General features: G+C 70.6%; 13 protein-coding genes and 2 pseudogenes. 3 read left to right on the forward strand and 12 right to left on the reverse strand.

Features of this window, described 5'->3' with window-relative positions; translation table 11 throughout:
* Window position 1: 1 nt before the first annotated feature.
* From AC1QRC_RS14410 to AC1QRC_RS14455, 10 genes and pseudogenes are all read right to left on the reverse strand, one after another.
* On the reverse strand, window positions 2–982 hold the full coding sequence (locus tag AC1QRC_RS14410) for a carbohydrate ABC transporter permease (RefSeq protein ID WP_484203967.1): 981 nt from the start codon (window positions 980–982) through the stop codon (window positions 2–4).
* 3 nt (window positions 983–985) lie between these two features.
* A pseudogene (locus AC1QRC_RS14415) lies at window positions 986–2,308 on the reverse strand (ABC transporter substrate-binding protein).
* Between the two features lie 149 nt (window positions 2,309–2,457).
* Entirely contained in the window at window positions 2,458–2,697 is a 240-nt protein-coding gene (locus AC1QRC_RS14420; RefSeq protein WP_484203968.1) for a hypothetical protein, read from the reverse strand.
* 521 nt (window positions 2,698–3,218) lie between these two features.
* Window positions 3,219–4,556, reverse strand: a complete 1,338-nt coding sequence (locus tag AC1QRC_RS14425) for a DEAD/DEAH box helicase (protein ID WP_484203969.1) — start codon at window positions 4,554–4,556, stop codon at window positions 3,219–3,221.
* A 534-nt stretch (window positions 4,557–5,090) separates the two neighbouring features.
* On the reverse strand, window positions 5,091–5,231 hold the full coding sequence (locus AC1QRC_RS14430; protein ID WP_484203970.1) for a hypothetical protein: 141 nt from the start codon (window positions 5,229–5,231) through the stop codon (window positions 5,091–5,093).
* Window positions 5,232–5,415: 184 nt separating this feature from the next.
* A complete protein-coding gene (locus tag AC1QRC_RS14435; RefSeq protein ID WP_484203971.1) occupies window positions 5,416–6,837 on the reverse strand; it encodes an NAD-dependent epimerase/dehydratase family protein in 1,422 nt (473 codons plus the stop codon).
* 43 nt (window positions 6,838–6,880) lie between these two features.
* Complete coding sequence (locus AC1QRC_RS14440; RefSeq protein ID WP_484203972.1) at window positions 6,881–7,228, reverse strand: hypothetical protein; 348 nt, start codon at window positions 7,226–7,228, stop codon at window positions 6,881–6,883.
* Window positions 7,225–7,551, reverse strand: a complete 327-nt coding sequence (locus AC1QRC_RS14445; protein ID WP_484203973.1) for a hypothetical protein — start codon at window positions 7,549–7,551, stop codon at window positions 7,225–7,227. Before AC1QRC_RS14445 ends, AC1QRC_RS14440 begins: the two co-directional genes overlap by 4 nt.
* Window positions 7,552–7,877: 326 nt before the next feature.
* Window positions 7,878–8,348, reverse strand: a complete 471-nt coding sequence (locus AC1QRC_RS14450) for an APC family permease (protein WP_484203974.1) — start codon at window positions 8,346–8,348, stop codon at window positions 7,878–7,880.
* Window positions 8,349–8,466: 118 nt separating this feature from the next.
* Window positions 8,467–10,548, reverse strand: a pseudogene (locus tag AC1QRC_RS14455) (DNA gyrase/topoisomerase IV subunit B).
* Window positions 10,549–10,782: 234 nt separating this feature from the next.
* On the opposite strand from AC1QRC_RS14455, the gene AC1QRC_RS14460 reads away from it, so the two are divergent.
* Complete coding sequence (locus AC1QRC_RS14460; protein ID WP_484203975.1) at window positions 10,783–11,001, forward strand: DUF7455 domain-containing protein; 219 nt, start codon at window positions 10,783–10,785, stop codon at window positions 10,999–11,001.
* Between the two features lie 3 nt (window positions 11,002–11,004).
* Window positions 11,005–11,484 (forward strand): DUF456 domain-containing protein, encoded by a 480-nt coding sequence (locus AC1QRC_RS14465; protein ID WP_484203976.1) that lies wholly within the window; start codon window positions 11,005–11,007, stop codon window positions 11,482–11,484.
* 36 nt (window positions 11,485–11,520) lie between these two features.
* Here AC1QRC_RS14465 and AC1QRC_RS14470 read toward each other — a convergent pair whose 3' ends face one another.
* Both AC1QRC_RS14470 and AC1QRC_RS14475 read right to left on the reverse strand, forming a co-directional pair.
* Window positions 11,521–11,916, reverse strand: a complete 396-nt coding sequence (locus AC1QRC_RS14470) for a RidA family protein (RefSeq protein WP_484203977.1) — start codon at window positions 11,914–11,916, stop codon at window positions 11,521–11,523.
* On the reverse strand, window positions 11,913–12,701 hold the full coding sequence (locus tag AC1QRC_RS14475; protein ID WP_484203978.1) for an SDR family NAD(P)-dependent oxidoreductase: 789 nt from the start codon (window positions 12,699–12,701) through the stop codon (window positions 11,913–11,915). The genes AC1QRC_RS14470 and AC1QRC_RS14475 overlap by 4 nt, the downstream gene beginning before the upstream one ends.
* 127 nt (window positions 12,702–12,828) lie before the next feature.
* Between AC1QRC_RS14475 and AC1QRC_RS14480 the strand changes: the two genes are divergently transcribed.
* The gene (locus AC1QRC_RS14480) at window positions 12,829–14,028 is read left to right on the forward strand and encodes an ABC transporter substrate-binding protein (RefSeq protein WP_484203979.1); all 1,200 of its coding nucleotides are present in this window, start codon (window positions 12,829–12,831) and stop codon (window positions 14,026–14,028) included.
* The last annotated feature ends 43 nt before the right edge of the window (window positions 14,029–14,071 follow it).

The following is a 14,071-nucleotide window of genomic DNA, read 5'->3' on the forward strand; positions in this document are numbered from 1 at the left end:
CTCATCGCTTCGTCTCCGGGGTCGCGATCCGGCGGGTGATCCAGAAGTTGAGCAGCCCGATCAGCACGATGATGCCGAAGAGCAGCACGGCCACCGCGGAGGCCCGCCCGAAGTTGGACCGGGTCCAGCCGAGCTCGTAGAGGTAGATGGTCAACGTCTGCCACTGGCCGTCGGCTCCGCCCCGGCCGTACTGGTCGTACATCCGGGCCTCGTCGAAGATCTGCAGGCCGCCGATCGTGGAGGTGATGACCACGAAGATGATCGTGGGGCGCAGCATCGGGACGGTGACGGCGAAGAACTGCCGGATCCGTCCGGCGCCGTCGATGGCGGCCTGCTCGTAGAGGTCCCGCGGCACCGCCTGCATGGCGGCCAGGAAGATCAGGGCGTTGTAGCCGGTCCAGCGGAAGTTCACCATCGTGGCGATCGCGATGTGGCTCGGCAGCCGCTCGGCGTGCCAGGCGACCGGGTCCACGCCGACCAGGCCGAGCAGGCTGTTGATCAGCCCGAACCGGTCGGCGAACAGGTTGGAGAAGATGAGCGCCACGGCGACGGGGGCCACGACATACGGCAGCAGCACGCCCATCCGCCAGAACGTCTTGGCCTTCAGGTTGGTGTCCAGGGCCGCAGCGATCACGATCGCGGCGCACACCTGGGGCACCGAGGACAGCACGAAGATGCTGAACGTGTTGGTCAGCGCGTTCCAGAAGTCACGCCCCTGCAGCACGTCGGTGAAGTTCTTGGCGCCGACGAACTCCCCCTGGCCCATGATCAGGTCCCAGTCGTGGACCGCGACCCACCCGGTGTAGACGAGCGGGAAGAGGCCGGTGACGAAGAACAGGATGAAGAAGGGTGAGATGTAGAGGTAGGGCGAGAGCTTGACGTCCCACCGGCTGAGCCGGCTCCCGAGGCCGATGCGCCGTGGTGGCCTCGGGAGTCGGTCAGCGTGCTCCGTGCCGGGACGGAGCGGAGTCTGGGTGACCACGGATCAGCCCAGCGCCTCCACGTCGGCGACGAACTTGTCCCAGGAGCTCTGGGCGTCGTCGGTGCCGTCGACGTCCACCCGGGTGAGGGCGTCCTGCAGGGCGGTGTTGATCGAGAAGTAGTCCGGTCCCTTGTAGGGCTGGAAGGTGATCGCCTTGGCCCGCTCGGCGAAGATCTCACCGGTGGGCGCGTCGTTGAAGAAGGCGTTGGTCGAGCTCAGCAGCGTCTCGGACTCCAGCGCCTCGACCTGGCTCGGGAAGGTGCCCTTGGCCTCGAACGCCTTGATCTGCTGCTCCGGGGCCGTCAGCCACTCGGCCAGCGCCTTGGCCTCCTCGACGTGGTCGCCCTGCGCCGGCACGGTCAGGTAGGAACCACCCCAGTTGCCGCCACCGCCGGGGAAGACGTTGGCGACGTCCCAGCCCTCGATGCCCGCGGCGTTGCCCTCGATGACGCCCGAGCATCCAGCCCGGGCACAGCATCGTGGCGAACGCCGTCCTGCTGGAAGCCGCTGTTCCAGTCCTGGCTCCACTGGCCCAGGCCGGCCGACAGTCCGTCGTCGACCGACGCGGTCAGCACCTGGTCGTAGAGGTCGCGGACCTCGGGGTTGGTGGTGGCGATGATCTCGCCGCTCTCGTCCTGGTAGGGGACCTCGACCTGGTTGATCATGCCCTGCCAGGTGGCGCCGGCCGAGTCGAACCAGGCGGCGTCGGAGTGCGGCGACGAACTCCTTGCCGACGTCGAAGTAGTGGTGCCCAGTCACCCTCGAGGAGCGCGGCGACCTCTTCCCGGTCGGCGGGCAGGCCGGCCTCCTCGAACAGGTCGGCGCGGTAGCAGATGGCCTCCGGGCCGTTGTCGGTGCCGTAGCCGATCAGGGTGCCGTCCTCGGTGGTGGCCGCGTCGGACTTTCCAGTCCTGCCACCGGCCCTCGCACCTCCGGGTCGCGAACAGGTCGGCGAACTTGTCGGGGTACTGCATGAACTCGACCAGCCAGTCGACCTCGACCGCCTCGATGTCTGCTGGCGCCGGAGTCGGCGCCCAGGCTGTTGCGCAGCGCGTCGCGGGCGTTGTCGGCGGTGTCGGCCTTGACGTGCTCGATGGTGACGTTGTCGTGGAGCTCCTCGTACTCCGCGAACAGGTCCTCGTAGCCGAACTCGTTGAACGTGGCCACGGAGAGCGTGACCGGCTCGGAGCCGACCTCGCCGTCCCCGGTCCCGCCCGCGTCAGTGTCGTCATCCGTCCCCTCTGCCCCGCCACCGCAGGCGGCGAGGCTGAGGGTGAGTGCGGCGATCCCTGTCGCCGCGGTCAGTGTGCGCCGGGTGCGTTGCACGAGTAACTCCCTTGTTACGTGGCGGCGCGGCCGCCGGGTCCGGTCTGGGCGAAATCGCTCTCACTGTGAGAGCGCTCTCAGGGATACTGTGGACCGGTCGGGAAGTGATGTCAAGGACCTCGCCGCGGATCCCGCGGCAATCGCTCGCGCTAGTCGAGCGCGACGTAGTAGGAGCCGTCGTGGTTCATGGTGAACAACTCCTCGACGAGCAGCACGCTGGTGTCAATGTCGTCGTTCGCCACGATGAAGCAGACCTGACCAGAGACGGTGTCTCCGGCGGAGGACGGCGGGGCCGCGATGAGGTCCTCCGTCCCCGCGTAGCAGAACTCGCCCTCGGTGTCGCTGGTCGGCATGCCGTCGGGCCCGAGCAGCTCGAACCAGAGATCCATGAAGGCCGAGCCGGTCTCCGCGCCGTGGTAGGTCGCGGTGACCGCTGAGCAGGGAGTATTGCGATCCGTCCGGCGGCTCGGGGTTACCAGCCTCCGGGGTGGAGAGGTCGGCCGAGGCGTCCGCCTCGAAGTCGTCGATCGTGACCGTCCAGTCGCCGACCTCCACCGTCGAGCCGAGCGGCAACGGGTCCTCGAGAGTGCCGTTCTCGCCGCTCGGCCTGACCGCCACCGGGTCCGCCGCTCGTGGTGGCGGCGTCGTCCTCGGCCCCGTCCTCGGTCTCCTCCTCGGTCGGATCGACGGGGGCGGGCTCCGCCGTGGTCGGGGCGGCGTCCTGCGTCGTGGGGTCGGCGTCCTCCGTAGTGGGAGCATCGGCCTCGGTGCTCGGAGCGGCGTCCTCCGGTGGTCGCGACCGGGGCGTCCACCACTTCACTGTCCGGCACGGAGCCGCACCCCGCCAGGGCGACGGTGAGGGCCGCCGGCGCGGCGCAGAGCCGGGCGGCGGTGCGGATGCGGTGCCTCGTCACGTCAGGGACCCCCTGGTCGGCATGCGGGTGCGGCGGTTGCGACGGATGCCGAGACTACCAGCGCTCGGACCGGCCGCCGGGCCCGTCCAGGCGCTCGCGACGGGGCCCCTGGCCCTGCCGGTCCCGACGCGGTCCCTGGCCCTGCCGGTCCCGGCCACCGCCCGGAGAGCGGTCCCTGGCGTCCACCGGAGTCTCCGTAGCCGCCACGGACCGCCGTAGCCGCCCCGCCCACCGCGGGCTCCGCCGCCGTGGCGCCGTCCGCCACCGTGGCCGTACTGACGGCGCGGCGGGCGCAGCAGGTCGTCCAGCCGGGACTGCGGCACCGGCGGGGCCTGCGGGAGCCGGCCGCCCGCGGTCACCAGGACCGCGTCGTCCTCCGGCGTGACGGCCTGCGGCGCGGTGTCGACGCCAGCGGTGGCCAGCAACTGCACCATCTTGCGCCGCTGGTGCGGCAGCGCGAGCGTGACGACCAGGCCGGCCTCCCCCGCGCGGGCGGTGCGGCCGGAGCGGTGCAGGTAGTCCTTGTGGTCGGCCGGCGGGTCGGCCTGGAGCACCAGCGACACCTCGTCGACGTGGATCCCGCGGGCGGCCACGTCGGTGGCGACCAGGACCGGGAGCTGGCCGGACTTGTATGCCTCCAGCACCCGGGTCCGGGCCGACTGGTTCAGGCCACCGTGCAGGGCCGCGGCGAACACCCCGGACTCGCGCAGCTGCTCGGCCACGCGGTCGGCACCCAGCTTGGTGCGCACGAAGACCAGGGTGCGGCCCGGCCGGTTGGCGATCATGGCGGTGAGGACGCGCTTGTGGTGCGGGTGCACCAGGAACACGTGGTGGTCCATCGTGGTAACGCTGGCCGTGCCGTCGTCGGTCGAGTGGGTCACCGGGTCGGTCAGGTAGGTCGCGGCCACCTGGTCGACCCCGTGGTCCAGCGTCGCCGAGAAGAGCAGCCGCTGGCCGTCGGCCGGGGTCAGGTCCAGGATCGCGGTGATGGCCTCGAGGAAGCCCATCTCGGACATGTGGTCCGCCTCGTCCAGCACGGTGACCTCGACCTCGGACAGGTCGGCGGCACCGCGCTCGATGAGGTCCATCAGGCGACCCGGGGTGGCGACGAGCACGTCGACGCCCTGCTCCAGCGAACGCAGCTGCGGGGTGTAGGACATGCCGCCGGCCACGAGCTGGAAGGTCAGGCCGACCGACCGCAGCAGCGGCCGCAGGGAGTCCACGATCTGCATCGCGAGCTCCCGCGTCGGGGTGAGGATCACGGCGCGCGGCCGGTGCGCGGCGGCCCGGCCGGACGAGGCCAGCCGGTGCAGCGTCGGCAGCCCGAAGGCCATGGTCTTGCCGGACCCGGTCTGGCCGCGGCCCGAGCACGTCCCGGCCCGCCAGCGCGTCGGGGATGGTGACGGCCTGGATCGGGAACGGGGCGGTGATGCCGAGGTCAGCCAGCGAGCGCACCAGGCGCGGGTCCAGGCCGAGGTCGGCGAAGCTGCCCTCCCCCAGGTTGACCGGGGCCTTGCGTGGCGCGGCGGCCTGAGCAGGAGCCGGGTCCTGCACAGGAGCCGGGGCCTGCCGGGGAGTCACTGGTCTCGTGCTGGGTGGACCCGCCCTCGTCGACGACTCCACCGTTGAACTGTGCGTGCACCTCGCGCCAGTCGCGCGCCGGGCGGTCGTCCCGCTCGTAGCGCGGCCGGTCGTAGCGCGGCTGTCCGTAGCGCGGGACGGTCATAGCCACGGCGCTCGTCCCGTAGCGCGGCCGGTCATAGCCACGGCTCTCGTCCCGACGCGGCCGGTCATAGCCACGGCCCTCCTCGCGGCGGGTGTGGTCGAGCCGCTCGGAGCGCTCCTCGACGCGGCGGGTCTTGGAGGGGCTACCTGCCGTGCCGGGACCGCCCGGCGGCCGCGCGCGCCTTGGCGGCGGCCTTCTTCTGCGCGGCAGTGTGGCGGGGCTTCTTCTTCTTGGACGGCGCGGAACCGCGCCCGATGGCCTTGGCCATGGCGTATCTACTCATCTCGGTTATCGGTGAGGTTGGCGCGCCTCACCGCTGCTTCCGAGCGGGACCGTCCTACCTCCAGGTGCGCGTAGCACCCGATGGGCCGCGAGGATCGTGTCGTCCTCCGGCAAGGCCCATTCGCAACTCTGGTCTCGGGCCGACTCACCATGCTACCGGATAGCGGGCTCCCGGCACGACCAGCTCACGGTGGATGGTGACGAACCTCACCGTCCCTGCCGGGCGGGTCCCAGCAGGTCATCCAGCGCGACGCCGAGGGTGGGATGGTCGAACTCGTACCCGGCCTCGGCGAGCACGGTGGACGTGCAGTGCCGGCCCGTCGTCGCCAGCGCCGGGTCGGTGCGCAGCGCGACGCTGCCCGCCCGCACCAGGGGAGCCGGGGTCGGCGGGCGCCCACGGGCGGCGCAGGTGTGCGCGCAGCGCCGCCATCATCTCGGCGTTGCGCACCGGGACGGGCGCGGCCGCCACGACCACACCGGCGGGCAGTTCCAGGTCCGTCGTGCAGCCCGAGGGAGGCCCGGGCGAGGGCGAGCCAGTCGTCCACGTGGATCCAGCTCACCCACTGCCGCCCGTCCCCGATCCGGCCGCCGAGCCCGGCCCGGGTCACCCCGACCAACCGGTCGAGGACCGGCGCGCCGCGGTCCAGCACCAGCGAGGTGCGCAGGACCACCCGGTGCGCGGCGTTGGCCCCCTCCGAGGCCGCCTCCCACGGGACGGCCACGCCCGTCATCTGCGGCAACCCGTCGGGCGGCACGGGGGTCGCCTCGTCACAGTGCTGCTCCCCCGCATCACCGTAGATCGCGGTCGTGCTGGCCTGCAGCCAGTGGGCCAACGGCGCGGGAAGGTCCTGACTCGCCCGCACCAGGGCATGGGTGGCGTCGACCCTGCTGGTGCGGAGCGCGGCAACATTGGTCGGGGTGGGGCGCACGTCGACCAGCTTCCCGGCCAGGTTGACCAGGCTGGTGCGCGTCGGGTCGGACAACGTCCGGGCCCAGGATCCGACGGTGCGGCCGTCCCAGGGGACCTGCCGGAACGGGAGGTGCCGCTGGACCGCCCGGGTCAGGACGACGACGGCGACCCCACGGCATACCAGGTCCGCCGCGAGCCGGCGCCCCAGCGTGCCGCTGCCACCGGCGATCACCACCGTGTCGGCCTCGGGCCCCGGGCGCCCACCCGCGAGGCCGAACAGGCGGACCGCGTTCAGCGCGGGCTCGCCGGCCAGCGCACGCTGCACGAAGGGCGCGAACCCGCTCGACAACGGCCCCCGCACCTCCAGGGACTGAACGAACCGGGTGCGGCCCGGCCCGTCGGGCAATAGTTCCCAGCAGATCCGCAACGACCCGCGTGGCTGGGGCTGCTCCAGCACCAGCCTGCGACCCTGGACCACTTCGGTGACCCGGAAGGGCGGCGCCGTCCGCCGGTGGACCGCACCGACCACGGGCAGGGCCAGCTCCATCGCGCCGGTCTGCCCCACCTCGAGGGGCCCGTCCAGCCGGGCACCGCCGACGCCGGGGCACCACGCGGACCATCTGGACAGGTCCGCCAGGACCGGCCACAGAGCCGCGGCATCGACGGCGAGGACGGCCCGGTCGGTCTGCTCCCACATGCGGCCGAGCGTACGTCCGGCCGGGGCGCGGCCCGCGAACGGGCTACCCGCTGAGGTCGTCGGTGTCCTTGATCCGGGTCGGCTTGGCGTAGAGCGCGCGGTTCAGGAACCAGGTGATCACCCACAGGACGAGGCCGATGGCCAGCAGTCCGCCGGCGATCTCGTACTGGATCCAGTCGGCGCGATCGCGGGCCCACGGTCCGATCAGGAAGAGGCAGGTGATCGCCCCGACCACCGGGATCGCCGACGGCGTCCGGAAGGCGCCCTCCGGCGTGGGCTCCCGGCGCAGCACCAGGACCGTCACGTTGACGACCGCGAAGACGCACAGGAGGAGCAGTGCGGTGGTGCCACCGAGGGCCGCCACGATGCTGTCCTGGCCGCTCTGGTTCACGTAGACGATGAGCCCGATGCGCCAGGACGGTGGTGAACAGGATGGCCATCCACGGCGAGCGCCGCCCCGGCAGCACCGCACCGAGAGCGCGGGGCAGCACGCCCTGGCTTGGCCATGCCGTAGACCAGGCGGCTGGCCATCAGCATGTTGATCAGGGCGGTGTTGGCGACCGCGAAGACGGTGAGGAAGGGGAAGATCGTGTCGACCGGGATGCCGGGGGCGCCCAGCCGGACCACGTCGAGCAGGATGCCGGCGTCCGGGTTCTCGGGGTTGGTGATGTCACCCGGCGGGATGACCATGACGACGGTGACCGCGACGAGCATGTAGATGCAGCACCGCAGATCCCCAGGCCGGTCAGCATGATCCGGGGGAAGATCCCGCTTCGGGTCGTTGCGTCTCCTCGACCATGTTGACCGAGTCCTCGAACCCGACCATGGCGAAGAAGGCGATCGCGGTCGCCATGGTGACCGCGGCGAAGAGCCCCGTCGCTCCGAATCCGTCTCGAAGACCACGATCCGGCCCAGGTCGCCGTCTGCCCGCTGATCGCTGCCCAGAATCCGATGGCGATGATGATGGCCAGGGCGCCGATGGTCGACCAGGGTCAGCACGACGTTGAACTTCACGCTCTCGCCGACGCCGCGCAGGTTGATCAGCGCCAGCACGATGATGAATGCCGAGTGCCATCAGCATCGAGGCCGTGGACCCCGGTGGGGACCCCGTCGACGAACTCCCCGATGCCGATCAGCAGGTTGCGTCCGACACCAGGGTCGAGGACGTGGAGGCGCTGGTGATCCCCGAGCACGACCACCGCGAAGGCCACGATGAACGTCACGAAGTGGATGCCGAACGCCTTGTGGACGTAGAGGGCGGCGCCCGCGGCCTGGGGGTACTTGGTCACCAGCTCCAGGTAGGAGAAGGCGGTGAGGGTGGCGATCGCGAAGGCGAGCAGGAACGGCAGCCAGGCCATACCGCCGACCTGTCCGGCCACGCGGCCGGTGATCGCGAAGATGCCGGCGCCGATGATGTCACCGACGATCAGGAGCAGGAGGAGCTTGGGGCCGATGACCCGTTTCAGCTCGCCCGTGGGCTCAGTCGTCTCGTCCACTCGCGTGTCGCTCATCTCACCCTCCAGATGCCTGCCCCGCGATGCCACCGGGCATTTTCGATTCGCCAACTGTGGCGCAGGTCATACCGACTGGCAAGAGACACACGCAAAGTGTCACCGGATGAGGCTCGCCTCAGGCGTCGATGCGTTCCCGGTCCAGCTGGTGGGCGGAGTCGACGATGAAGTCCTTGCGCGGGCGCGACGTCCGAGCCCATCAGCAGGTCGAAGATCTCCTCGGCGCGGGCGGCGTCGGCCAGGGTCACCCGCCGCAGGGTGCGGTGGCGCGGGTCCATCGTGGTCTCCGCGAGCTGGTCGGCGTCCATCTCCCCGAGCCCCTTGTAGCGCTGGATGGGCTGCTTGATGCTGGCGGCCCCGCTTGTTCAGGTTCGCCACCGTCTTGCGCATCTCGGCCTCGGTGTAGGTGTAGAGGTACTCCTTGGGCGAGCGCCCCGAGGCGCTCACCTCGATGCGGTGCAGCGGAGGCATCGCGGCGAACACCTTGCCGGCCTCGACCAGGGGGCGCATGTAGCGGAAGAACAGGGTGAGCAGGAGGGTCCGGATGTGGGCGCCGTCGACATCGGCGTCGGTCATGATGATGATCTTGCCGTAGCGCGTCATGTCCAGGTCGAAGGAACGGCCGGAGCCGGCCCCGATCACCTGGATGATGGCGGCGCACTCGGCGTTGTGCAGCATGTCCGACACCGAGGCCTTCTGCACGTTCAGGATCTTGCCCCGCAACGGCAGCAGCGCCTGGTAGTCGGACGTGCGGGCGAGCTTGGCGGTGCCCAGGGCGCTGTCCCCCTCCACCAGGAACAGCTCGGTCTTCTCGGTGTCGTTGGACCGGCAGTCGGCCAGCTTGGCCGGCAGCGAGGAGGACTCGAGGGCGTTCTTGCGGCGCTGGGTCTCCTTGTGCAGCCGCGCCGAGATCCGCGACTTCATCTCGGCGACGACCTTCTCCAGCAGCAGCGAGGCCTGGGCCTTGTCGCCCCGCTTGGTCGAGGTCAACCGTGCCGTGAGCTCGGACTCGACCACCTTGCTGACGATGGAGCGGACCGCCGAGGTGCCCAGCACCTCCTTGGTCTGGCCCTCGAACTGTGGCTCGGCCAGGCGGACCGTGACCACGGTGGTGAGGCCGGCCAGGATGTCGTCCTTGTCCACCTTGTCGTTGCCGACCTTGAGGCGGCGGGCGTTGACCTCCAACTGCTTGCGGAAGACCTTGAGCAGCGAGGCCTCGAACCCCGCCACGTGCGTCCCACCCTTGGGGGTGGCGATCACGTTGACGAAGGAGCTCGTGGTGGTCTCATACCCCTGCCCCCACCGCAGCGGCGATGTCAACCTCGCAGGTGCGCTCCATCTCCTTGGACACCATCTGTCCGGTCGCGTCGAGCACGGGCACCGTCTCGGTGAAGGTGCCCGAGCCCTGCAGCCGCCAGGTGTCGGTGACCGCGGCGTCGGGCGCCAGGAACTCCACGAACTCGGTGATCCCGCCGTCGTAGTTGAACGACTCCTGGGAGTGCTCGGCCTCCCGCTCGTCGCGGATCAGGATCGTCAGCCCCGGGACCAGGAAGGCGGTCTGGCGTGCCCGGGCGACGAGCTCGTCGTAGGCGAACCGTGCCGACTTCAGGAAGATCTGGGGGTCGGCCCAGTAGCGCACGGTCGTGCCGCTGGCCCCGCGCTTGGCCTTGCCCGTCACCCGGAGCTCGGACTTCTTCTCGAAGGCGGAGAAGGGCGACTCGGGCGACCGGTCGGCAGAGTCGTCGAAGACACCCGGCTCCCCGCGGCGGAAGCTCATCGAGTGCACCTTGCCGGCGCGGGTCACCGCGACGTCGAGCCGTCCCGACAGGGCGTTCACGACGGAGGCGCCCACCCCGTGCAGGCCGCCGGATGCGGCATACGAACCGCCCCCGAACTTGCCGCCGGCGTGCAGCTTGGTGAAGACGACCTCGACCCCGGACAGGCCGGTGCGCGGCTCGGTGTCCACCGGGATGCCCCGCCCGTTGTCGGTGACCTCCACGGACCCGTCGGGCAACAGGGTGACCTCGATCCGGTCCGCGTGCCCGCCGAGCGCCTCGTCCACCGCGTTGTCGATGATCTCCCACAGGCAGTGCATGAGGCCCCGGGCATCGGTGGATCCGACATACATTCCCGGCCGCTTGCGCACGGCCTCCAGGCCCTCCAGGACCTGCAGGTGTCTGGCCGAGTAGTCCTGCGCCACGGATCGGTCTCCTTCGGTTCGGGGGTCGCGAGCAGGGTAACGCGACGCGGCGACGGTCCCGTTCAGGCGCGCACAGGCCCCCGCCATCGACCCTGCCGGATTCGGCCCACAGCGAAACACGCGCAACCAGGACCCCCGTAGAGACGTCCCAGGAACAGGTAGCCGTGCTTGACTGTTGGTCAGGTGGACGGCATCCGGTCCACCGACCGGTCCGACGAGCAGAGGGAGACTGACGTGAACGGCACACTGGCACCAGAACTGACGGTCGCCGACCGCTGCGACCGTTGCGGCGCGCAGGCATTCGTGCGCGCCCGGCTCGCCGGCGGCTTCGAGCTCCTGTTCTGCGCCCACCACGGGCGCGAGCACATCGAGAAGTTGCGTGACCTGGACGACATCGAGATCACCGACGAGTCCCACCGGCTGCACGCCGAGACGGAGAACGAGTCGGTCTGACCGATGACGGTGATCACCGTGGTCGCCGGCCTGGTCATGCTGGTCGGCCTCATCGGCATCGTGATCCCGGTCCTGCCAGGACTCCTCCTGGTCTGGGCCGGGATCCTGCTGTGGACCCTGGAGACCCAGGAGGGCGCCTGGTGGGTCTTCGCGATCGCCACCGTGCTGGCCGCCGCCTGTCTGCTGCTGGAATACACCATCCCCGGCAAGCGAATGCGCCGCGCCGGCGTGCGCACCTCGACGCTGCTGGCGGGCCTCGGTGTGGCCATCGTCGGGTTCTTCGTCATCCCCGGCGTGGGGGCACTCCTCGGCTTCCCGCTCGGCATCTACCTGGTGGAGCGGGTCCAGCGCGGGGGTCACGCCCAGGCGTGGACCGCCACCAAACACGCTCTGAAGGCGGTCGGTCTCAACATCCTGATCGAGCTGGTGACCGGGCTCCTCATCGTCGCCGTCTGGCTCGCCGCGCTGATCTGGTTCCTCTGACGCACGGCGCCGTGCCCCGCGGACGTCCCTGACGGCTCAGACGACGGCGACGCCCTGGACCTCGACGAGGGCCTCCGCGTCCCACAACCGGGAGACGCCGATGCCGGCCGTCGCCGGGTACTGCCGCCCCATCAGCTCCTTCCACACGGCTCCGAGCTCCCTGCCGTGGGCCTTGTAGTCCTCCATGTCGACGATGTAGATCGTCAGCGAGGCCAGGTGCTCCGGGCCGCCGCCGGCCGCGCGCAGTGCCGCCAGCAGGTTGCCCAGGGCCTGGCGGAACTGCTCGACCACCGTCTCCCCCACGATCTGCCCGCTCGGGTCCAGGGCCGTCTGGCCGGCGAGATGGACGGTGCGTCCCGTGGCGGCCACCGCGTGCGAGAAGCCGCTGGGCCGACCCAGCTCCGGCGGGTTGATGAACTCGAGCTCGCTCATGACTGGTGGGCCCCTCCGTCGACGTTGATCCCCTGGCCGGTGATGCCCCCGGTCGTGACGCACAGCCAGGTGGCGTCGGCCACCTCGTCGGGGGCGATGAGGCGCCCGATCGGCTGCTTGCGCTCCAGGAGGCCGCGTGCCTCCTGCGCCTCCCGGCCCGTCTTCGCCGTGATGCCCTCCACGGTCTGATCGGTCATCGGGGTGTCCACGTAGCCGGGACACACCGCGTTGACCGTCACCCCGGTCCGGGCCAGCTCGACCGCGGCCGAGCGCACCAGGCCGAGCACGCCGTGCTTGGAGGCGGTGTAGGCGCTGATATAGGGCTCCCCGAGCTTGGCGGCGACCGACGCGACGACCACGACCCTGCCGTACCCGGCGTCGACCATGCCCGGCAGCGCCCGGCGCAGGCACCGGAAGGGCGCGGTCAGGTTGAGGTCGAGCATCTGCTGCCACTGCTCGTCGGTCGTCTTGGCCAGCGACGCCGAGGTCCCGGCCCCGGCGTTGGCCACCAGCACGTGGACGGTCCCCCACTCCTGCTCGACGGCCTCGAACAGCCCCTCCACGGCGGCGGGCACCGTGATGTCGGCCGGCAGCACGAGCGTCGGGCCCGGGCACACGGCGGCCGTCTCCTCGAGCTGGTCCCGGTGCCGTGCGGTCAGCGCGACCCGGAGCCCCTCCCGGCTGAGCCGCTGGGCGATGGCACGCCCGATGCCGCGCCCGGCACCGGTCACGAGGGCGGTCCTGGTCTCTGGTGTCGTGTCTGACGGTGGCGAGGTGGTGGGCACACGCCGACCCTACGACACGAAACAGCCACAATCATGTCGATCTCTGGACGCTGGACACAAAAACGACATAAAGTCGCTTCCGTCACCAGGCACGGACGCCGATGCCACTGAACCGGAGGGACCCGACATGACCGCCCGACGCTCCATCAGCCGCCGACTCACCGCAGCCGCCACCGTCTCGGGTGGCGCCCTCCTGCTCGCCGCGTGCGGTGGCGGGGGCAGCCTCGGGGGTGACGACGAGGTCGGTGACGGCCCGGTCAAGATCGGCCTGCTGGTCCCCCAGTCCGGGGTCTACAAGGCACTCGGGGACGACATGAAGGCGGGGTTCGAGGTCTACCTCGAGCAGCATGACAACATGCTGGGCGGGCGCGAGGTGCAGGTCGTGCTGGCGGACGAGGGGGAAACCGGCGACAGCGGCAAGGCGGCCGCCGACAAGCTGGTCAAGCAGGACGGCGTGCTCGCGGTCACCGGCGTGGTGAACTCCGCGGTGCTCAACGGGATCGTCGACCTCTTCGAGTCCGAGGGCGTGCCGCTCGTGGGCTCCAACGCCTCCCCCACCACGCTGGAGGACGTCGAGTACATCTGGCGCACCTCCTACGTCAACGACGAGCCGGGCAAGGCCCTCGGCGGATACGCCGCCGAGACCGAGGACGGCCCGGTCTACCTGTTGGCCGCCGACTACCAGGCCGGCCTGGACGAGGTCACCGGCTTCAAGGAGACCTTCGAGCCCGCGGGCGGCGAGGTCGCCGACGAGGTCTACACCCCGTTCCCGGACACCTCCAACTTCCAGCCGTTCCTGTCCAACCTGCAGAGCTCGGGCGCCGAGGCGGTCTTCACCTTCTACGCCGGCGGCGCGGCCGTGGAGTTCGTCAAGCAGTACGACCAGTTCGGGCTCGCCGGCAACATCACCCACTACTCCGCGGGATTCCTCACCGAGGGCAGCGTGCTCGACGGCCAGGGCGACTCGGCACTGGGCACCTTCACGGCGATGAACTACTCAGCCGACCTGGACAACGAGATCAACCAGACGTTCGTCGAGGACTACGAGGAGAAGACCGGGATGCTGCCGACCACCTACGCGACGGCGTCCTACGACGCTGCGGCGGTGCTCGACAAGGCCATCGAGGCCGCCGGCGACGACCTGTCCTCCGAGTCGTTGAACGCCGCCATCGGCGAGGTCGGCACCATCGACAGCCCGCGCGGCAGCTGGGAGTTCAACGACAACGGCACCCCGGTCCAGATGTGGTACCTGCGGGAGGTCCAGGAGGTGGACGGCGAGCTGCGCAACGTCGTCATTCAGGACCTGGGCGTCCTCGGGGACGACTGATCCGACACCTCCCCCGCCACCACACTCCTGACCCGACGACGAC

The sequence above is a fragment of the Ornithinicoccus sp. genome, from assembly GCF_057176825.1.

Bases quoted from the DNA above. Each gene is read 5' to 3' on its own strand.
- AC1QRC_RS14420 (WP_484203968.1), bottom strand. From the start codon at position 2,697: ATGGATCTCTGGTTCGAGCTGCTCGGGCCCGACGGCATGCCGACCAGC.
- AC1QRC_RS14425 (WP_484203969.1), bottom strand. From the start codon at position 4,556: ATGGCCTTCGGGCTGCCGACGCTGCACCGGCTGGCCTCGTCCGGCCGG.
- AC1QRC_RS14430 (WP_484203970.1), bottom strand. From the start codon at position 5,231: ATGAGTAGATACGCCATGGCCAAGGCCATCGGGCGCGGTTCCGCGCCG.
- AC1QRC_RS14435 (WP_484203971.1), bottom strand. From the start codon at position 6,837: ATGTGGGAGCAGACCGACCGGGCCGTCCTCGCCGTCGATGCCGCGGCT.
- AC1QRC_RS14445 (WP_484203973.1), bottom strand. From the start codon at position 7,551: ATGCTCGTCGCGGTCACCGTCGTCATGGTCATCCCGCCGGGTGACATC.
- AC1QRC_RS14450 (WP_484203974.1), bottom strand. From the start codon at position 8,348: ATGAGCGACACGCGAGTGGACGAGACGACTGAGCCCACGGGCGAGCTG.
- AC1QRC_RS14465 (WP_484203976.1), top strand. From the start codon at position 11,005: ATGACGGTGATCACCGTGGTCGCCGGCCTGGTCATGCTGGTCGGCCTC.
- AC1QRC_RS14470 (WP_484203977.1), bottom strand. From the start codon at position 11,916: ATGAGCGAGCTCGAGTTCATCAACCCGCCGGAGCTGGGTCGGCCCAGC.
- AC1QRC_RS14480 (WP_484203979.1), top strand. From the start codon at position 12,829: ATGACCGCCCGACGCTCCATCAGCCGCCGACTCACCGCAGCCGCCACC.